This is a genomic window from Chitinophaga sp. G7 BAM 1005 (assembly GCF_057126945.1).
The window spans coordinates 3,822,154-3,842,270 of record NZ_CP181478.1 but is presented as its reverse complement, the minus strand read 5'-3'; the positions used below and the strand labels follow the sequence as shown (position 1 = coordinate 3,842,270).

Genomic DNA, 20,117 nt, shown 5'->3' with positions numbered 1-20,117 from the left:
AAGTTAGAAAAGTCCCTGTAACCCAGTAGAAAAAAATCCCTGGTTACCAGTAGATCAATGAGCTGGAAAAGCATTTACTTTTGATGGTGAAAGATGGTAATCTAAGTATATTGCAGATTACAAGGAAAAAGACCGTTTCAGAACCGGTTACCTGTATTTTGGACAAAGCATATTAAATCAACATGATCATTCATCCTTTTAAGTATTCCCGGGTACCGGGCATTTTTTCTACGCTGGTACTTCTTATTACCGCGGGTTTGTGTAATGCGCAAGTTGCCTTAACACCGGGAAGGATTCCTTTTGAAACAAAATATCTCAAAACCGGGAAGTATGAAATGGGCTGTTATATTGTAGATGGGGGCAGGGAGACAGAGATCAGCTCATTTATCATTGATATTAATGCGAACAAAGAGACGATGTCTATCGTTACCACATTAAACCAGGTTGGTGACGATGCTCCCCGGATTGACACCATCATTTCTGATGGGAAAACTTTCACCCCTCTTTACCGGTCCTCATTTAACAGCAAGTATAACTTGATAATCAACTATGGAAAGGAAGTTACCGGGTATCATTACGACAAGCAAAGCCGGAAGAAACGCGTCATCAAAGAACCGGTAAACGAAGCTTTTTTTGATGGTTATTGCTATCCTTATTTACTTGGATTGCTCCCCCTTACTTCCGGATACAGTGCCAGCATGCCGGTGTATGATTACAGACCAGAGAATACCGTTAATCTGAAAAAGGCGCTTATTGAAGAAGTAACCAGCGGTATGTATACCAGCAGTCTTACCGGTGCGCATAAAGTTTGGCTGGTGAGTGTTTTTGAGCAGGCTACCAAAGACAAGTACGTGTATTACATCGATAAAGAAACCCGCAGGTTATGGAAGGTGGATATATTTTCCAATGCCGGCCAGCATATTCTGATGGTGGATAGAGAGACAGATTTTAATCCTTTTAAGAGCACTTTTGATAAAGTGGCTACCATGAAACTGATAAAGTCGGGCAGTGCAGTGATCAGCGGGCAGGCGTTCGCAAGAGACAATGAGAATGAAGGAGCGCTTAGTGGTATTGCAGTACTCAATATAAATAAAAAACAATACGCCCGAACAGGTACATCCATCGTTTTAATCCCTTATACCGATTTCTTCAAAGAATGGATAAAATTAAATGAGGCATCCAGGAAAAAGGGAAGGGCAGTGCCGCTCCCAAAAGAAGCCGCCGAGTGTATTAAAACAGTAACGGTATATGACGACAAGGGTCATTTTGAATTTGTAAACCTGATGCCGGGCGACTACCTGATCTTTGCAGAATTTGGTTATGTACATACGTCCAGGCGAACTGAAGTAGTTGGCTATACGGATACTTATGTAAATGGACTCTATCAGGGCACCCGTACTAATACCACCACCAGGAGTTATGCCGGTAACGCCGGGGCCAGTGTTAAAAAGGTAGTGACTATTGACAAAGAAGGCGAAAAAGTAGAGATAAAACTGAAGAAGACTTTATAGTTATCGTCGAATGAATTTTCAGGCAGCCGGAGATTCTCCGGCTGCTTTTTTGTTTTAATAGTATATGGCTGTATTCTTTGGTATTAGTGTTACCTTGCGGGTAGCCGGTGTATCCGGAAGGGATCTTTGATAATGTTGTTGGAGATTAAAAGAAGAAGGAGGAACGATGTGTTTTTCTGCCGGGGCCAGTTTTGGAGCTGGTGCAATGCTTTTGGGAGTGGGTTCTGCGTGTATGTATAAAGCGGAGTCAACACCGCAAAGGGTACTTGCGGGTATCCCATTGATGTTTTCCATTCAGCAGTTTGATGAGGGAATCGTATGGCTATCTCTTTCAGGTAGTAACTACCTTCAATGGCAGCAACCAGCCATACATTTCTTTTTATTTTTTGCGCAGGTGATCTGGCCGGTGTTTGTTCCGTTAACCATGCTGTTGCTTGAAAAGGACCCGGTACGTAAAAAGCTGTTGCGTATTTCCCTGACTTTGGGCGTGTTACTGGGCGCCTATCTTCTTTACTGCCTCTTTACTTACCCTGTAAGTGCGGTAGTGACCGGTCATCATATCAGGTATGATTTTACTTATCCACATACACACGGCTGGTATAGCGGGTTGCTATATTTCATTCCAACGGTGGTATCGCCGCTTATTTCCGGAAACAGGAAGCTGCAACTGGTTGGCGTGATCCTCCTGGCATCCTATCTTATATCGAGGGTGTTTTTTGATGAGTACCTGATATCAGTCTGGTGTTACTTTGCCGCTTTCCTAAGCGCTGTCATTTATTGGGTGATTGTTTCCGGGAAAGAAGAAATGGTTAAACGGATCGCGTAAGCGTTCCGTTTAACCAGGCAGCAATTTACTGGACGAAACATGGCGTTATGGACGCGTTGGAAAATCAGTATGCGTACCAATTGGCCTTACATCTAACCAAAGTGTATATTGATGACCATTCGTTAGCCACCTGTTAAATAATCTCGCTTCGAGGAACATCCATCTTTGCTTAATTCTTTTTTTAACGTTCACCGATGTTGCACTGTTGTAATCATCTGATAATTTATTCATTCTCTGTACAAAGTCCACCTCGTCATTGTAAATGGCCAGCGCTAACTGATGATCCGGGTTCAACCCAACTTCATGTTCGCCACGGCCACGATCTTCGCCTACCTCTGCCTCTTTCTCCTTTTTACCCGTTTTCTCTTTCTTCTCCTCCCTGATTTGCTTTAGCTGATCCCGTACCGATACCGCTTTTACAAAAGGAAAGCATCTTTCCGGAATAACAATTTCCCCACCTCCGGACATAATATAGTAGCATAATTCGTTCCCATGTTCCTTATCAAGGATCGCGGTATGATTACTTTCCTCGTTAGGTGACCGTACTGCTCCAATGTTTGATTTGATATATATGGCAACAAAACTATCGCCATATACGATACCATCAACAACGCTTGCCAGCTTCCTATTTCCTACAAATGTTACATAAAAACCACGTCCTTTGCCTATATGATTAGCCGAATCCACTTTTTCCACCGCGGGCCCGTTGGCTACAAGGCCCTCCAGGTTTGCGAAATCGGTTTCATGCACACCAAGTTTTTTCAGACCCTTGTAGGTTTCAGGAAAGTTTTCCCATCCAAACTCTTCGGGCGTCTGACGGCGTTTCGGCTGCTGGCTTACCTCGGGTAATGAAAAGTTTTGCACTCCTGTAAAATCTTCCTGTCCGAATCCCGCTTCATCCCCAAATCCCGCTTCATCCCCAAATCCTTCTTCATATCCTCCATCTTCCTCTTCTTCAGATGCTTCTTTTTCCAGTTCTTCAACTATATCTCCCACGCTGTCATCGTCGCTCTTAAGCAGCCGGATCAGCCTTAGCAGTTCCGTTTTTTCGTCCTCTTTCAGCGGCTTGGTTATTCCCAGGTTGGAGCTCCAGCCTATGGCCTCCCTGAGGTCAGCCAGTTTTGAGGATTCGGTGACGTCCACGCCGTTAATCAGCATCAGTTGGGCGGTAGGTACAGCTGATGCCGCTGCCTGATGTTTGAATCTCCCGGTGGCAGGATCTTCCGACAACTGTACAGCCTTTTGTCCCATCTCATCCGCTTCCTTTTCCAGTCCTGAATCATTATTGATGTTTACCTTACCCTTCAATTGCATGGTAGGTGTTACCCGTCCCTGTTTCTGCTGTACAACATGCCAGGCTTCATGCGGCAGGTGCTTTTCCTGGCCGGATGCCAGGTGTATATCCGTTCCCTGGGCAAAAGCGTGCGCCTGTAATTGTGAAGGCTTGCCGGAATTGTAATGTACGTTTACATCATCCATTGAATAACCCGACAGGTTTTCAATGCCGGATTTAAGATGATCGGGCAAACCGGTATTATTGGACTTTAGTTGAAATGGCTTAAGCCCGTTACGCATTTGTAACGGATCTTCTTCCTGATCCTTTTCAACAGATGCTCTTTGAACTGGCTGAACGGCGGGCTTCGATGTTCCTGAAATACTATGGTTGTACGCGGCAGCGGAGGATGGTGAATGTATCACCCCGGTGTGCTGGTTTTCATGTGACATAATATGAGGGATTGGATTATATCATAGATTGTAATTTACATCATTTGGGTTATAAAATGAAGTAAAGGTTCGGATTCATGACAAGCCAGCTAAAAACGATGGCTTTGCCGTCAAGATAACCGGCTATATAATTAAGGGCTTTTTATATACCGGAGAAGAGGAGGGCGCATGAAAAAAGCCTTCGGATCATCAGGGCCGAAGGCTTTTAAAAAAATATGATAACAGATTTTATCTGAAAAGATGAATGACCAGGTTTACTTCAAATGTTCCGTTGGTATAATTACGCAAGCCTGCCGTCTGCGAATTGTATACCAGCTGGAATCCGGCTATGGACCTGTAGTTTACGCCTGCGCCCGCACTAAAGCTCTTCGAAGAATGATACATGGCAAACGCATTCAGTTGTTGTTGCAGGAAGATGAAATTAGCGCCGGCGTCAATAATATTATCATACCCTTTTACACCACGCATACACACTTTGGGTTCTACTGAATTAAGCTGGCCGTCCATTTCAAATTTATACCCGGCTGCGGCGAAGTACAGGGCACGATCTATTCCATCGTCTTCGGCTTTGTTTTTAACAAAGCTAACCAGGTTTGGGACAGATGCCTGTACCGTAAGCCCTTTTCGGGTGTAGGCCATGCCGAAGTCGCCTTCAAAGTAATTATCCCTTCTGTTGAATGCATTGATGTAGGTGTCGGTTATATCGCCATTGAGCCCTTTGGTGTCCAGCCGGCGGTTTATAAATGCGGCCGACAGGCCAAAGTGTAATACACCCGCGCCGCTCAAACTCAATGGAAGGTGGTAAGCATAAGTGAATGCTATTTTTGTACTGTTAATCAAACCGGCTTTATCATTAAAAATATTCATGCCAATGCCTACACGTTTTCCGAGCATATAGTCGGCCGTAAGAGCTTTGGCCACCGGTGCGCCCGGTATATCTGACGACTGTCGCTGGTAAGCCGCATATACATGTAACCCGGTGTCGATACCGGCCATTGCTGCATTGGCCATGTACTGATCCAGGAAGTATTGCGCCGCCAATGGCTCATACATCATGGTAGGATTGCCCGCAGTTTGCGCGCCTGCATATTGACTGCTGAGAGCGAAAGCTCCCAGCAGCGTGATGTATCTCACATACTTTTTCATAGTCGTTTGCTTAGTAATTTGCATTGACAATTGTGATAAACCCTTTAAACTTCGGTGTGTTACCGCCAAGATCAATGATATAATAGTAGGTTCCTTCTGCCAGTCGCTGACCATTTACGGTACCATTCCAGTTGTTGGTATAGCCACGTTGATGGAACACCATTCGTCCTGAACGATCAAATATCTTTACTTCATTCTGCGGGTACATATCGATATTCTTTACCACCCACAGGTCGTTTTTACCGTCGCCGTTCGGAGTCAGGATATTGGTGGCTTCCAGTTTATAGTCCTCTTTAACAGTGATCGTAATATCCTTCGTAACGCTACAACCGCTGCTGCTGGTAATGGTTACCTGGAAGTTAGTGGTAACCGCCGGGCGGGCTATGGGAGAAGCGGTATTTGGATCGTTCAGTCCTGTTGCGGGAGACCATAAGTAGGTATGGCCGCCGGAGGCCGTGAGCGTGATCGTTTCTCCCTTACTGATTGTAGTGTTTCCATTTGCCCGTACATTACCTGCAGGTAATGGGTTTACAGTTACTATCACTGCTGCGGAGAGTACGCCGAAGTTGTTAGCGTAAATCGCTTTTACAGTGTAGCTGCCGCTTTCGTTTACGGTCAGCGACCGGCCGGTTGCGCCGCGTATCAGGGCGCCGTTGCGGTACCATTCATTGGTGGTTGTGCTGCTGGATTGTAACGTCAGGCTATTGGATTCGCAGAATGTAGTACTGCCCTGGGCCGTGATTACCGGCGCAGCCCATGCGGTAACAACGATGGTTTGTATGACCGTTTGCGCCGGCTCGTAATTACTGTTACCGGCCTGTGAAGCGCTGATGTTGGCAGTGCCGGCGGTTCCCACGTGCGCCGTATTGCCATTGATACTAATGGAAGCGGTATTGTCGCTGGTAAGCGTAACCGGCAGCCCGGAGCTGGCAGTGGCGGTAAGTATAAAATCAGGATCTCCCTGGTTCTTATTACCTGCTGTTGTGAAGGTAATTTGCTGCGGCGCTTTTGCAATTGTCAGCTGACCATCAATGAAGGTGATGTTATAATTGTTGCCTGTTAAGCCTGCAGGCGTAATAATGTAGGCGCCTGCATCTACAGCCCCCTGTGAGGTACCGGTGTAGGCAAGTGTGCCGGTTAAACTGGTAGCGTCGTCGCCATTCACGAACCCGGTATAATCTATCCCGTTGCCCCCCGTATAGCCGTTACCGGTATAGATGCGTACCTCGCCTTTGGCTTTAATGGTCAGCATGGCTTTGGCAACATTGAATGTTTGCGTGACCTGTGGCGCCGCCGAGTAGTTGCCGTTGCCTGCCTGATCTGCTGCAATGGTCACATCGCCAGTGCCGGTGATGGTAACGGTGTTGCCGCTGATAGTGGCCGGCCCGCTGACCACGCTGTAGCTCACCGCTAACGTACTGCTGCTGGTGGCGTTAAGTGTAAAGGCGGCGTCGCCATATGTTTTACCGGTGATGGCCGGGAAGGTGATGATTTGTGAAGTCAGTCCAACGGTTAAGGTACCATTAACAGCAGTGAAAGTATAGTTCGCCGCAACCAATGGCGTTATGTCTACAGTAATAGGATAGGTACCCGGTACGCTGCTGTTATCAGCAACAGTGCTGAGTGCCGGCGTCCCATTCACCACCGTGCTGTTTTCGCCGTTTACAAACCCGCTAACGGTGTAAGTGAGCGCCGGATTATTAGCGCCGTATACTTTCTGTTTATCATCTGCAGTTACCGTCAGCGTGGCTGGCGTAACCTGGAACGATTGGCTCACAGCCGCTGCTGCGGTATAGTTAGCGTCTCCTGCCTGTGTGGCTGTAATAGTTACATTGCCCGCGCCGGTGATGGTAACGGTGTTACCGTTTACCGTAGCCGGACCGGAAGTAACGGCGTAGGCTACTGCTAACCCTGCATCGCTACCCGCGCTGAGTGTAAAGGCGGCGTCACCATATGTTTTACCGGTGATAGCCGGGAAGGTGATGGTTTGTGCTGCTTGGGTAATGGTGAGTGATCCATCTACAAAGCTGAAGTCGTAATTAGCTGCTGCCAACGTACCTGTGGTAGCCGTAATAGGATAAACACCCGGTACACTGTTGATATCAGCGGTGTGCGCAATGATGGCGTTGCCGGATACTACATTGATGGTTTCGTTGTTTACAAAACCGGTAATGGTGTAATCCGGTGTCGGATTAGCTTGTTTGTACGCCCTGTTCTTATCATTAGCCGTTACAGTTAGTATTGCTTTAGCAACATTGAATGTTTGCGTTGCCTGTTGTGCAGGGGAGTAGTTGCTGTTGCCTGCCTGATCTGCTGCAATGGTTACGTCGCCAGTGCCGGTGATGGTAACAGTGTTGCCGCTGATAGTGGCCGGCCCGCTGACCACGCTGTAGCTCACTGCTAACGTACTGCTGCTGGTGGCGTTAAGTGTAAAGGCGGCGTCGCCATATGTTTTACCAGCGATGGCCGGGAAGGTGATGATTTGTGAAGTCAGTCCAACGGTTAAGGTACCATTTGCAGCAGTAAAGATGTAGTTCGTTGCGGTCAATGGCGTTATATCTACAGTAATAGGATAGGTACCCGGTACGCTGTTGTTATCAGCAACAGTGTTGAGTGCAGCCGTCCCATTCACCACTGTGCTGTTTTCGCCGTTCATAAACCCGCTAACGGTATAAGTGAACGCCGGATTATTAGCGCCGTATACTTTCTGTTTATCATCTGCAGTTACCGTCAGCGTGGCCGGCGTAACCTGGAACGATTGGCTCACAGCTGCTGCTGCGGTATAGTTAGCGTCTCCGGCCTGTGTGGCTGTAATAGTTACATTGCCCACGCCGGTGATGGTAACGGTGTTACCGCTTACCGTAGCCGGACCGGAAGTAACGGCATAGGCTACTGTTAACCCTGCATCGCTACCTGCGCTGAGTGTAAAGGCGGCGTCACCATATGTTTTACCGGTGATAGCCGGGAAGGTGATGGTTTGTGCTGCTTGGGTAATGGTGAGTGATCCATTTACAAAGCTGAAGTCGTAATTAGCTGCTGCCAACGTACCCGTGGTAACCGTAATAGGATAAACACCCGGTACGCTGTTGATATCAGCGGTGTGCGCAATGATGGCGTTGCCGGATACTACATTGATGGTTTCGTTGTTTACAAAACCGGTAATGGTATAATCCGGTGTTGGATTAGCTTGTTTGTACGCCCTGTTCTTATCATTAGCCGTTACCGTTAGTATTGCTTTGGCAACATTGAATGTTTGCGTGACCTGTGGCGCCGCCGAGTAGTTGCCGTTGCCTGCCTGATCTGCTGCAATGGTTACATCGCCAGTGCCGGTGATGGTAACGGTGTTGCCGCTGATAGTGGCCGGCCCGCTGACCACGCTGTAGCTCACTGCTAACGTACTGCTGCTGGTGGCGTTAAGTGTAAAGGCGGCGTCGCCATATGTTTTACCGGCGATGGCCGGGAAGGTGATGGTTTGTGGCGCCAGGCCAACGGTTAAGGTGCCATTTGCAGCAGTAAAGATGTAGTTCGTTGCGGTCAATGGCGTTATATCTACAGTAATAGGATATACGCCGGGTACGCTGCTGTTATCGGCGCTGGTGCCAGGAGTAGCAACACCAGTAATCACGCTGCTGTTTTCGCCGTTCATAAACCCGCTAACGGTATAAGTGAGCGCCGGATTATTAGCGCCGTATACTTTCTGTTTATCATCTGCAGTTACCGTCAGCGTGGCCGGCGTAACCTGGAACGATTGGCTCACAGCTGCTGCTGCGGTATAGTTAGCGTCTCCTGCCTGTGTGGCTGTAATAGTTACATTGCCCACGCCGGTGATGGTAACGGTGTTACCGTTTACCGTAGCCGGACCGGAAGTAACGGCATAGGCTACTGTTAACCCTGCATCGCTACCTGCGCTGAGTGTAAAGGCGGCGTCACCATATGTTTTACCGGTGATAGCCGGGAAGGTGATGGTTTGTGCTGCTTGGGTAATGGTGAGTGATCCATCTACAAAGCTGAAGTCGTAATTAGCTGCTGCCAACGTACCCGTGGTAACTGTAATAGAATAAACACCCGGTACGCTGTTGATATCAGCCGTGTGAGTAATAGTGGCGTCGCCATTGACCACGCTGTTGTTTTCACCATTTACAAAACCGGTAATGGTATAATCCGCTGTTGGATTAGCTTGTTTGTACGCCCTGTTTTTATCATTAGCCGTTACCGTTAGTATTGCTTTGGCAACATTGAATATTTGCGTTGCCTGTTGTGCAGGGGAGTAGTTGCCGTTACCGCCCTGGTCGGCGGTGACGGTTACATCACCTGCACCGGTAAATGTCAGGATATTGCCATTAAGTGTTGCCGGTCCGCTTACCACGTTGTAAGAGATGGGCAAACCTGCGTCGCTGTTGGTGTTGAGTGTAACCGGTCCATTGCCGTATGTTTTATTGCCTATCGCCGGGAAGGTAATGGTTTGCGGCGCTATTGTTACCGTCAGTATTCCGCTGGCGGGAACGATATTATAGTTAACAGCACTTAGTGAGGCGGCGTTGGTAACTGAAATCTGGTACCCCCCTGGCACACTGTTGATATCTGCCGTAGTACTGAGCGCCGGGGTGCCTGTTACCACACTGTTATCTTCTCCATTCACCAAACCGTTATAAGTATAGGTTAATGCAGGGTTATTTTCTCCATATAACCGCTGTTTGTTATCCGCAGTTACAAGTAATGATTTTTTCAGGACAGTAAATCCGCTGGATACAATGGTGGCTGCATCGTAATCTGTGTCGCCGCTTTGTGTGGCCGTAACAATTACATTTCCTACTCCGGTAATGCTTACGGTGTTGCCGCTGAGGTTAGCCGGACCGCTAACACTGAAGTCCACCGTGAGGCCGGAAGTGCTGGTAGCGTTCAGGGCAAAAGGAGCGTCGCCATATGTTTTATTCGTCAGGGCAGTAAGGGTAATTACCTGCGGTGCTTTGTTAACCGTGAGCGTACCGGGCGTGAAACTGAACTGGTAGTTTACAGCAGTTGCGCTGCCGGCGCTTACAGTGATGGGGTAGTTGCCGGTATGACTATCGATATCCGCTGTGGTACTGATTTCCGCATCACCGCCTATCACGCTGCTGTTATCACCGTTCACGAAGCCGGTAACGGTATAATCCAATGTGGGATTAGCCTGTTTGTATGCCCTGTTTTTATCATTAGCCGTTACCGTTAGTATGGCTTTGGCAACGTTAAATGTTTGTGTTACCTGTGGCGCTGCAGCATAATTTGTATTTCCTGGTTGATCGGCGTTGATGGTTACATCGCCTGAGCCGGTGATCGTGAGCGTATTGCCGCTAACGGTAGCCGGACCGGAAACCACGGTGTAAACAATCGCATTTCCTGCGTCTGTATTGAGTGGTAAAGTAATCGGGGCCGCGCCGTAAACAACGCCCGTCAGCGCCGGGAATGTGATGGTTTGCTGCTGTTGGGTAATAGTTAATATGCCATTTGCCGCCGACAGGTTGTAGTTGGCTGCGCTGGCGCCGCTTACATCTGTGGTAATTGTATAGGCGCCAACCGGGCTGTTTATATCACCTGAATAGTTAGTGTTTACTGTGCCGGTGATAACACTGGCGTCATCTGTGTAGGCAAAACCGGTATAGGTAAATGTGGCCGCCGGGTTCGCCGTATTATAGGGCCGGCTCACATCATCTGCTTTTATAGTCAGTCCTTTTTTAACGACGGTGATGGTTCTTGTTACAGGAGTTGCAGGAAGATAAATATTGGTAGCTGCCGCATGAGCAGTGATCACCGCGGTACCTGCGCCGGTGGTTTTAATTTTTCCGTTCACCACGTCTGCAACGGCTGTATTGTTGGAAGTATAGGTAACAGTGGCATCTCCGGAAGTAGTCGCTTTCGGATCAATATCTGTATCTCCATAAGTAATAACAGGAGTGGCCGGGAAGGCCGGGAAAGTGATCGTTTGCGGTATTGCCTGTATTTCATAGGCGCCCAGATCAATAATGCTATTGCTGATACGTGTTTTTTTGTCGAGATCCAGTGTATCTGCCTGTGCTGCATAACCTGCATTATTGGTTTGCGGATCGCCTTTGTTGATGCCGGCGCTGGCAGCGGTTAACCGCAGGTTGCCGTTGGCGGGGTCATTAAACACCACGTCGGAAACAGGTTGTGAAGTACCTGCGCTGCTATAGTACAAGCCACCAAAAATGCTGTAACGGATGTTTTGGGTTGGACCTGAATAGTCGCCGCCACCATTGGTAGAGGTATTTTTCGCTATCACACTGTTGTAAGAAGTAAAGATGCCGCCGGTGCTGGTTACAGCAGATCCGCTGGCGGTGTTACCACCCACCGTAATGTTCACAAGATTAATATTACCGGAAGTCATAATAGCGCCTCCATCCAATACAGCTTTGTTGCCAAAGAATACGCAGTTAATTATTTGCAGATCGCCGCCAAGTTGGTTGATGGCGCCACCGTTCTGGGCGCTGTTGTTCCCATAAAATTGCGTGTTCTTTATTGTTAAGGCGCCAAAGGTACTATAGATCGCACCTCCTGCTCCGGTGGCCTGGCCTCCGGTAATGATCATGCCGTCCAGAATAGTTGCAGCGGGACCGACTACCGTAACCACGTTGCGGCTGTTGCTACCCCGGATATTGGTTGCAGACTGGGTGACATTATTAGTAAGAACATCATTAAGATCAACATCCCCGCTGAGGATTACGGGGTTGGCGGGAATATTCCGGTCAGTAAGTTTAGTTTCGGTAGCAGCAAAGCCACCATAAACAGCCACACCGGAAGGGATATTAAATGAAACAAAGATGTTCCCGGTATAATTAGGGCTATATGTTCCTTTGGCCACCCATATTTGTGTAATACCATTCAATGGGTCTGCAGCTGCAGGGAGTGCCGTGTTCAACTCACGCAGGGCGTTGGCCCAGCTGCTGCCGTCGCCGCTTATGGAAATCTGTTTGTTTACATATACAATACCGCTGGTATCCGGGTTCACCACCGTCATGGAGCAGGGCGGTGTGGATACAAGGCTGAATGCCGTTGGGGCTGGCGCCGACAAGGTATAGTCCTTCGCCCAGTTGGTGGTATCCAGTACAAGGTTACGCAGCCGGGCGGAAGTGCCGGTAACTACCGAACAATTATACCTTGCGTTCACTGCATTTACGCTGGGAAAATTAAGAACGCTGGTAGTAGTTGGTTTTAATGATTTGGAAGAAGTGAATTCAGCGGCATCGAGAGATGTTTCCCAGGTTTTGCGGTTTACATTGATACCGGCAATGATGTTGGGACTATTGATGTTGCCGGTGAGCGCGAACAACTGGTCGCCGGCGATGCCAAGACTGATATATTCTTTATTGACCTCCGCTGTAGTGTTGGCGGTAGGGGTGGAGCCGGCAAGGTTAAGTACTCCGGAAGACGCGGTGGGGCTATATTTACAGAAAATAGTAACCCGCGTTCCTGCGGCCATTTTGGTGGCGCCGGGCGACCATCGGAGGACCCCATCTGTTTTCGGGCCTATGGCGCTGTCGGCGGAAATCGGCTGAAAGCCGCTACCCGTCCATCCAAGATCAGTAAAATAAATGATCGTATTTGCGGGACAATCACGGAGCAATACAAATGAAAACGCATCATTTTGTACGCTGCCGGTATTGTCGTCATCAAAGATATTGACGCCTGTAAAAACAAGATCGCCGGGGCCGAAAGCCTGTGCCTGTGTGCAGGTGGCAATGCCTGTGAGTAATAAAAGGGATATCAGGGTTCTACGTAAAATTAACTTCATAGAAGGCGAGCCTTAGGTATAAGAAATATATAGACATGCATCCTGTTGTTCAGGATGTTAAATTATTTAGAAGTACCTCACCTGATCTTTATCAGGCGCAGAGGTAGGTGTTGATCCAGCCAGAAGACACGCCGTGTATCTTCGTATGCACAATTTCCTGCCAGATCTGCGCCGTATTATCTGTTCCGCCAATTATTTCAGGTTCAAACGCCTCATTTGTTTTCACCAGCCATGCAGGGGCAATCATATGGTGAGTAGCTGCATCCATACACAGCGGGCCGCGCGGACTATCCAGTGTTACGTCGTTGAGCGCCAACAGGATGTCCCGTGCCCTGAACCGGTGTGTATCTGCTGTATTATAAATATGCTCCAGTATCATACCGGTGTTCCAGCCATGCATACCAGGTAAATTGACTTCGCGGCCGGTGTAAGCGTTGAACTGCATTTTCAGCAATTCATTAGCGTTATTTTTGAGAGATGATATCCAGGGTACATATCCGCTTACCTGGAATGGTATTTTCAGCTGGCCATGCACCGTTGTCAGGGTTTCATCCAGCAGCATGGGGCTGCCGAATACCTGTAAGCCCTCCGCTACATCCGACGCCTGCAGCTGCTGAAGAAAGCAGTGCGCCAGGTCGCCGTTGTAAAGCGCCAGCAACGTTTGTACGTGTGCGTTAGTACGCAGAAAATCATGCAATGGCTCCGAAATAAAATCCTTCACTTTATACTGGCTTACAAAGTTGTAGGCAACACTACCGCCGTTATCGGCGTACGACTGCACCAGCGCATGATTATGAGAATAGCCGCCGTCGTAAAAAGAGGTACATACCGCTGCCTCTTTTGAGCCGGTGGCAGCATAGATCCCGGTAAGCCGGCACTGAATAGTATTATTAAGTGTATGCGACAATACCACAGGATGTGGTTCCCACTCATGCATATATTTTGCGCCGTTGTGTACCAGTAACACCAGTCGGTTCAACTGCTTTGCAAGGGCTGCTATGTTGCTTACCCCTGGCTGATCTGCATATACCACCAATACATCGGCATGATGCTCCAGCAGCATTTTTTCCGCCTCCTGCAGCACCATTTCGGTATTGGTGCCAAACCCGATATTGGCGGTAAACCAGGTTGTTTGTACGCCGTGATATTGCAGGTAAGCTTCCATCCCCTGGAGGAAGTCGTGTTGTAACAGTGGGTGAAAGGTAGATCTCGGTAATAGTACTCCTATTTTCATATAACTGGTCCTTATTATGTCGTAGGAAATACGCCATACAGGGAAATAATAAAATTCACAACCAGGTATGGTTGCATGTTGTCTGTGCTTTCATTTCCACCTACAGGCTGTACGGTCATGATTAACGAATCACCGTCAGGCGCAAAACCCGTGTGTGCAACTTGTAAAGGCGCCAGCCTGTTGGTGTCGCTTTTAACAGTGCTGTAAACTTTGTCTGAATTGGTGATAGCAAAGGAACGATCCTGTGGATTGGTTGCGCTGGCGGGGTTTTCTCCCAAAGCTGGCAGGAATACCGGTCCTGATATATAATGCACGTGCGGTGGAAGATTATTGGCATTCAGCATGATGTTTTCTGCTCCTCCATTTTCGCCTATTTGATAGCTTATACCACTAACGGGATCGGTGCCCATATGTAAAGGCACCCTGCCCCGCAGATCGGGCACGCCAAAAACAGACAGACCATCACCTCCGTAGGTGGTACCAATAAGTTGAAACAGGGCGTCGTTTTCCGAAATGGGAAGTAATTGCCCATCGCAAAAGGCCCATCCCACCGGTGCAAAATTTCCTGCAAATATTCTTATTTCTCCTATAAAAGGCATTCGTATTGGTGTTTGAGTGTGATCGTTTATTATTGGCGGGGAGGGAATACTCCTGCCGTTGCTATAGCAAACATAATGGTAAGAGTTGGTTGGTAATTGTTCACCGGCGCATTGCCTCCTGAGCTTGTTGCTTTTAACCTCGACCTAACATTTGCCATTGTTCCGGTTCCCGCCGTTTTACTGTAGGGAAGGCCGGAAGCGGCTATGCCGGGATAGTTATTGATGGGATTGTTGGTGTTGTTATTCCCACCTGTGGGCAAAGACATTGGTCGCCGTTTGATCATATGTGTATGCATCGGCATTTGGTTGATGGTCAGGACGTTTGATTCCGCGCCAGACGACTCGCCCAGGAACCGATCTGCTAATCCTTGCCCCTGTCCGGCCCCGATGGGAACTTTCCCCCGCAGGTTCGGCAGGGCGAAAGTGCTCTTGCCATCCCCTCCGTAATTGGTACCCAGGATGGAGAACAGCCCGATGTTCTGAGAAATGGGGAGTAGTTGTCCATTACAAAGTGCAAAAGCTTTTGGTGCAAAATTGAAAGGGATCATAATGATTTCACCAACGAATGGATCGGATGCTGACATATCTGTGTATTGAAAATTATTGAATTGAAGGAAATATGCCCGTCAGGGAAATAATATAATTCAGCGTCAGGTAAGGCATCATGTTACTAACGGGATTATTCGGAGAGGGATTGGCCTCTGTAGCAAATGCACCGTTCCCGGTATCCGTTACCAGGTCCTGGCCCTGCACGGCAGCCATTTGTTCATCCGCATTGTTGCTGTATTTGACGCTGGAGGCAACTGCAGGATAGGCATTGGCAGAAGAATCCGTATCTGCAGTACCTCCCACCGGCATTTTGAGTACGGCAGCGATATTATGTTCATGTAGCGGAAGATTAGCCGTGGCTATTTTAGTAGTAACACTGCCGGTTACACTCCCCTGGAGATGCACGCCGTCCTGGTGCATAGGAACACGTCCCCGGAGGTTGGGTAAGGCGAAATTAGTTTGACCGTTACCGCCGTAAGTAGTGCCCAACAAGGAAAATAAAGCCTGATTCTGGTTAATGGGAAGGAATTGCCCATTACATAGTGCATAGTCTTTTGGCGCAAAATTAAAGGCCACTAAAAAGATTTCTGATAGGTAGGGCATCGAGTCATTTGCCATCGTTGTATCTGGTATTACTAAGGGAAAATTGATTACGTTATCTATGGAAAACTGGTATAAAAGTATAGCTTATTTTTTTTTCAGCGTAATATTTATTTGGTTTAGCAAGAAATCAAAGGAAGTGTTTATCTTCACATCACTTTTTACAGATCCCCTATAATATGAATAAAGAACGCCGTTCCTTTCTACGGAATACATCACTGGTAACAGGCTTATTGCTGTTGCAGAATCCCCTCAGAGCATTGACTTCCGCTTCAGAAAACGCCACTTATCTTCCCGGCGATAACCGGGAACTCCTGATCTGGCATACGAATGACCTGCACGGTCAGCCGGCCGGTCACCGCCCGGCAGGGGAGCAGGGCGTGTTCCTGGATGCAGGCGATTTTACCAATGGAACGGATAACGTGAACGCCTGTATGGAAATGATCAGGGCCATGAATAAGGCCGGTTATCATGCCGCCACTATCGGTAACCGGGAGCTGGCCAACGGACAGGCAGCACTGGCAGCACTGATTCCGCATATGCAATTTGCACTGGTAAACTGTAACTACCGTTTCACCGATCAATCGCTGGCGCGCCAGGTGGTACGTCACAAAATCGTATATGCGGGCTCGTTAAAGATTGGTATCACCGGGGTAGGGCCGCAGCTGCCGGAAGTTCATGGCGTTACTTTCCTGCCGCCGGTGGAAACCGCTGATGCGGTAGCCGCCACGCTTAAAAAGGAACATGGCTGCCAGGTAGTGATCTGTCTTTCCCACCTCGGGTTCCAACAACCGGGTGAAACGGCAGACAACTGTGATATGGCCACCAAATCTACGCATATCGACTTTGTAATAGGCGGTCATCAGCGGAAGATGATCACAACTACGTCCGTGTTCAGGAATAGGACGGGCAACGAGGTATACCTCAGCCAGGCCGGATGGAACGGTATGATGACCGGGAAGATGAAAATGTTTTTCAATGAACACCGCCAGGGTTGCGGCATTCAGCCTGCTTGCCTGGTGTCCTGATAAAGATTATTTCACCGACCCTCTTTCTACGCTTTTAATAGTTTGCGAAAAAAGCGTGGCACTGCTGTTATGGCGTTGTCGCGTTTTTTTTTGTAATTTCGGTTATGTTATATGAACAGCGGATGAAAGTAGAACTGGAGATCTGGCAGCATAAAATGCAGGATCAGCCTTCTCTCGCAGACCGGTTGTCCAGATCGGTGCAGTCCCGTATTAACCGCATTATTCCGCAGAAAGTGCATGATGCTATTACCGTTACCATTAAACAAATGGTGCGGGGTGTTTTGTTCGGTTCTATGTACACCGTACCCAGCCAACCTGTTTTTGCTTCGTTGTATGATATGGAAGAAGCGGTCCTTCGCCGGGTGGACTTTTACCGGAAAACGGCTGCGGCTGAAGGCGGCCTTACCGGCGCCGGCGGGTTCTTATGGGGCCTTGCCGATTTCCCGATACTACTTGGCATGAAACTGAAATTGCTTTTTGACATCGCTACCTTTTATGGTTTTGATGTAAAAGATTATAGGGAGCGGCTGTACATCCTTTATATTTTCCAACTGGCTTTCAGCAGCCAGGAACACCGGCGCAATGTGTATGAGCATATAGTGGACTGGAAAGAGAAAAGCCGCCAGCTGCCGGAAGACATTCACAGTTTCGACTGGCAGCGCTTTCAGATCGAATACCGTGATCATATAGACCTGGCCAAGATGGGTCAGTTGCTTCCCTTAGTGGGCGCGGCTGTGGGCGTAGTGGTAAATTACCGCCTGGTTACAAAGCTCGGCGCCACCGCTATGAATGCCTACCGGATGCGGATACTGGACTGATATTACATTTTCTAATAGAAGAATTGCTCCAGTATAATCTCCCCGTCTTTCACTTCATATAACATGATCTGATCGATTTGTATTCTTCCAAATCCTTCTACGGTAATATCCACGCGCCGGCCTACGGAAAAATGATTACCACCAACAACGGGTGGGGTGGTAGAAGCTCCATGAACTTCCCGGATTTTCGATACAAAGTCCTTACCCTTTTTGTGAACTGCCGCTTTGCCTTCTGCATAGCCAAAGTAGGGAGAATGAGCCGGGTCAACGCTTCTTACATTATCGGCAAAAAATTCGTCCTGGATTTCAAACCACTTTTCCTGTTGGGCCAATTCGTTGAACCGGGTTGCTACTTCCTGGGTTGTCAGTGTGGTATTGGTGGCTGTTGTCATAATATTCAGATTTATCAGGTGATGTGTACCCGGCCATCGCCGGTTGCTTATTACATCATAAAAGTAGTCATCCTTCCGGGATGAAGTAAGTGGCGGAAATGACAAAAAAGAAGGCAATATTGCCATATCTTTAGCCCAAAAAGAACTCCATTGCGTATCGCTATTCTTGATTATAAAGACGCCGTTCCAACATGTGTGACAGGTCCCGCTGATATCTGGGGCGGGCTTAAGAGGATGTACCCATTGGTAACCGGTATGCCGTTAAAAGAAGATATCGGGATCGATTTTATTACCGAAGCGGATGGTCAGTTCAGCCGGAGGCCGATGGGGAGCAACGAGGTGCAGCAGCTCAGTCCGCGCGACCGGTACCGCTTAGTTATTATTCCCGCCATGCGCTATGATAAGATCGATGAAGTGATGGGCCGCGAAGGCCGGCTGATCGCATGGCTGAAGCAGCAACGCCACAAAGGCGCCGATCTGGCAAGCATCTGCGTGGGCGCTTTCCTGCTGGCAGAAACAGGCTTGCTGAACGGCAAAAAAGCCACCACCAACTGGTTGTTTGCAGACCGGTTCCAGCAGCGTTACCCGGCTGTCAGCGTGCAGGACGATAAGATCATTGTAGACGAAGGAGCGGTGTGTTCCTGTGGAGGCGCGTTTAGTTTCACCACCTTTATGATCTACCTGATAGAAAAATTAATAGGTCACCAGGAAGCCGTAATGGCTTCAAAAATATTAATGATTAATACGCATGAAGATTCGCAGCTGGCCTTCTCCGTGTTCCGCTTCCAGCATGATCATGTGGATGACCCGATAAAAAAGATACAGCAATTCATCGAGGCCAACTACCAGGAAGCAATCATCCTCGAAAAGCTGGCGGGCGACCATCACATGAGCGTCCGGAATTTCATCCGTCGCTTCCGGCAGGCAACGGGCAATACTCCGCTGGAATACCTGCAGCGTGTACGCATTGAAGCAGCTAAAAAGCTATTGGAAAATACCCGCGGGAGTATTGAAAGCGTGGCGGTGCAATGCGGCTATGAAGATATCAGCTTCTTCCGGAAAGTTTTCCGCCGGCAGGTAGATATGAGCCCGAAGGAATATCACCTGAAATACGGTAAACTGTCGGAGCGGCAGAAATTGAAAGCCTAGCGGATTTTATAAGGTCCGTTTAAATGAGCAAAACAGGAAATGTTGCGTGGTATTAAATGGCGTTATATGGTTTTCAGTGATACATTTTATCTTCTCAAAGCCGTTGTAGAGCCGGGCTGTCAGTGAATCCTCATCATATTGTTTTATAGGAAGACCGCTGCATTTTTCGGGACCATCAGTAGAAAAGGTGCCTATAATGGCATAGCCGCCGGCATTGATATTTTGCCTGGCTATATTTAAGTACCGGTCAATCTGCTCCGGTGCAGTGAGGAAATGAAAGGTGGCCCGGTCGTGCCATATGTCGTACGAAGTAGTTGGCTGAAAGGTGGTAATATCCTGCACGATCCATTTAACAAGACCCGCTTTTTCACCAAGCCGTTGTTGCGCTCTTTCCAATGCTTTGGCCGAAATGTCCAACACGGTAATGTTGGTGAATCCTGCTTCGAGCAGGAAGTCGGCCAGTTTACTGTCGCCGCCGCCGATATCAATAATGCCCGCCGTTTTCGGGAAATTTCCCGGGAAGATGAAATCGAGGGAAGTTTGCGGTACATCCTGTGTCCAGCTTACTTCCGAAGGCGTTTTAGTGTTGTAAACATTCTCCCAGTGCTGTTTATTTTCTTCCATTCCGGATATCATTTAAAATACAAATGTAGGAATTATGGAACAAGACAAGATAGCCATATTTAAGGCCCGCCAGGATAATAAACACAAACCTTTGTACGTATATTGTCAATACCCGTACAAAAAACGCACT

Annotated in this window: 14 protein-coding genes; 5 read left to right on the top strand and 9 right to left on the bottom strand. The window is 48.2% G+C overall.

Going from position 1 to position 20,117, the window contains the following annotated elements; all coding sequences use genetic code 11:
- Nucleotides 1-182 precede the first annotated feature (182 nt).
- Nucleotides 183-1,511 carry a DUF3108 domain-containing protein gene (locus ACMXI2_RS15120; RefSeq protein ID WP_483776933.1) on the top strand — a complete coding sequence of 443 codons (1,329 nt, stop codon included), beginning with the start codon at nt 183-185 and terminating at the stop codon, nt 1,509-1,511.
- A gap of 166 nt (nt 1,512-1,677) precedes the next feature.
- Nucleotides 1,678-2,337 (top strand): DUF6629 family protein, encoded by a 660-nt coding sequence (locus ACMXI2_RS15115; protein ID WP_483776932.1) that lies wholly within the window; start codon nt 1,678-1,680, stop codon nt 2,335-2,337.
- A gap of 45 nt (nt 2,338-2,382) precedes the next feature.
- Here the strand turns inward: ACMXI2_RS15115 and ACMXI2_RS15110 are convergent, their stop codons facing one another.
- From ACMXI2_RS15110 to ACMXI2_RS15080, 7 genes are all read right to left on the bottom strand, one after another.
- Complete coding sequence (locus tag ACMXI2_RS15110; RefSeq protein ID WP_483776931.1) at nt 2,383-4,062, bottom strand: eCIS core domain-containing protein; 1,680 nt, start codon at nt 4,060-4,062, stop codon at nt 2,383-2,385.
- Between the two features lie 228 nt (nt 4,063-4,290).
- Nucleotides 4,291-5,208 carry a PorP/SprF family type IX secretion system membrane protein gene (locus tag ACMXI2_RS15105; RefSeq protein WP_483776930.1) on the bottom strand — a complete coding sequence of 306 codons (918 nt, stop codon included), beginning with the start codon at nt 5,206-5,208 and terminating at the stop codon, nt 4,291-4,293.
- Between the two features lie 10 nt (nt 5,209-5,218).
- Complete coding sequence (locus ACMXI2_RS15100; protein ID WP_483776929.1) at nt 5,219-12,994, bottom strand: MBG domain-containing protein; 7,776 nt, start codon at nt 12,992-12,994, stop codon at nt 5,219-5,221.
- A gap of 91 nt (nt 12,995-13,085) precedes the next feature.
- Nucleotides 13,086-14,228 (bottom strand): ABC transporter substrate-binding protein, encoded by a 1,143-nt coding sequence (locus ACMXI2_RS15095; RefSeq protein WP_483776928.1) that lies wholly within the window; start codon nt 14,226-14,228, stop codon nt 13,086-13,088.
- A 14-nt stretch (nt 14,229-14,242) separates the two neighbouring features.
- Nucleotides 14,243-14,827 carry a phage tail protein gene (locus ACMXI2_RS15090; protein WP_483776927.1) on the bottom strand — a complete coding sequence of 195 codons (585 nt, stop codon included), beginning with the start codon at nt 14,825-14,827 and terminating at the stop codon, nt 14,243-14,245.
- A 29-nt stretch (nt 14,828-14,856) separates the two neighbouring features.
- Nucleotides 14,857-15,411 (bottom strand): phage tail protein, encoded by a 555-nt coding sequence (locus ACMXI2_RS15085; protein ID WP_483776926.1) that lies wholly within the window; start codon nt 15,409-15,411, stop codon nt 14,857-14,859.
- 16 nt (nt 15,412-15,427) lie between these two features.
- A complete protein-coding gene (locus ACMXI2_RS15080) occupies nt 15,428-15,994 on the bottom strand; it encodes a phage tail protein (RefSeq protein WP_483776925.1) in 567 nt (188 codons plus the stop codon).
- A gap of 161 nt (nt 15,995-16,155) precedes the next feature.
- On the opposite strand from ACMXI2_RS15080, the gene ACMXI2_RS15075 reads away from it, so the two are divergent.
- Nucleotides 16,156-17,004: a metallophosphoesterase gene (locus ACMXI2_RS15075; RefSeq protein WP_483776924.1), complete on the top strand. Its 849-nt coding sequence runs from the start codon at nt 16,156-16,158 to the stop codon at nt 17,002-17,004.
- Nucleotides 17,005-17,108: 104 nt separating this feature from the next.
- Nucleotides 17,109-17,822, top strand: coding sequence for an EcsC family protein (locus ACMXI2_RS15070; RefSeq protein WP_483776923.1), 714 nt, complete (start codon nt 17,109-17,111; stop codon nt 17,820-17,822).
- An 11-nt stretch (nt 17,823-17,833) separates the two neighbouring features.
- Here the strand turns inward: ACMXI2_RS15070 and ACMXI2_RS15065 are convergent, their stop codons facing one another.
- On the bottom strand, nt 17,834-18,214 hold the full coding sequence (locus tag ACMXI2_RS15065) for a SnoaL-like domain-containing protein (RefSeq protein WP_483776922.1): 381 nt from the start codon (nt 18,212-18,214) through the stop codon (nt 17,834-17,836).
- Between the two features lie 150 nt (nt 18,215-18,364).
- Here ACMXI2_RS15065 and ACMXI2_RS15060 point away from each other — a divergent pair, with 150 nt between their 5' ends.
- On the top strand, nt 18,365-19,363 hold the full coding sequence (locus ACMXI2_RS15060) for a GlxA family transcriptional regulator (protein WP_483776921.1): 999 nt from the start codon (nt 18,365-18,367) through the stop codon (nt 19,361-19,363).
- 6 nt (nt 19,364-19,369) lie between these two features.
- On the opposite strand, the gene ACMXI2_RS15055 is transcribed toward ACMXI2_RS15060, so the two are convergent.
- Nucleotides 19,370-19,987, bottom strand: a complete 618-nt coding sequence (locus ACMXI2_RS15055; protein ID WP_483776920.1) for a class I SAM-dependent methyltransferase — start codon at nt 19,985-19,987, stop codon at nt 19,370-19,372.
- Nucleotides 19,988-20,117: the final 130 nt, after the last annotated feature.

Excerpts from the sequence above, each read along its gene's own strand:
- ACMXI2_RS15070 (WP_483776923.1), top strand. The coding sequence starts at position 17,109 with ATGTTATATGAACAGCGGATGAAAGTAGAACTGGAGATCTGGCAGCAT.
- ACMXI2_RS15055 (WP_483776920.1), bottom strand. The coding sequence starts at position 19,987 with ATGGAAGAAAATAAACAGCACTGGGAGAATGTTTACAACACTAAAACG.
- ACMXI2_RS15120 (WP_483776933.1), top strand. The coding sequence starts at position 183 with ATGATCATTCATCCTTTTAAGTATTCCCGGGTACCGGGCATTTTTTCT.
- ACMXI2_RS15100 (WP_483776929.1), bottom strand. The coding sequence starts at position 12,994 with ATGAAGTTAATTTTACGTAGAACCCTGATATCCCTTTTATTACTCACA.
- ACMXI2_RS15095 (WP_483776928.1), bottom strand. The coding sequence starts at position 14,228 with ATGAAAATAGGAGTACTATTACCGAGATCTACCTTTCACCCACTGTTA.
- ACMXI2_RS15115 (WP_483776932.1), top strand. The coding sequence starts at position 1,678 with ATGTGTTTTTCTGCCGGGGCCAGTTTTGGAGCTGGTGCAATGCTTTTG.
- ACMXI2_RS15105 (WP_483776930.1), bottom strand. The coding sequence starts at position 5,208 with ATGAAAAAGTATGTGAGATACATCACGCTGCTGGGAGCTTTCGCTCTC.
- ACMXI2_RS15065 (WP_483776922.1), bottom strand. The coding sequence starts at position 18,214 with ATGACAACAGCCACCAATACCACACTGACAACCCAGGAAGTAGCAACC.
- ACMXI2_RS15085 (WP_483776926.1), bottom strand. The coding sequence starts at position 15,411 with ATGTCAGCATCCGATCCATTCGTTGGTGAAATCATTATGATCCCTTTC.
- ACMXI2_RS15090 (WP_483776927.1), bottom strand. The coding sequence starts at position 14,827 with ATGCCTTTTATAGGAGAAATAAGAATATTTGCAGGAAATTTTGCACCG.
- ACMXI2_RS15080 (WP_483776925.1), bottom strand. The coding sequence starts at position 15,994 with ATGGCAAATGACTCGATGCCCTACCTATCAGAAATCTTTTTAGTGGCC.
- ACMXI2_RS15110 (WP_483776931.1), bottom strand. The coding sequence starts at position 4,062 with ATGTCACATGAAAACCAGCACACCGGGGTGATACATTCACCATCCTCC.
- ACMXI2_RS15075 (WP_483776924.1), top strand. The coding sequence starts at position 16,156 with ATGAATAAAGAACGCCGTTCCTTTCTACGGAATACATCACTGGTAACA.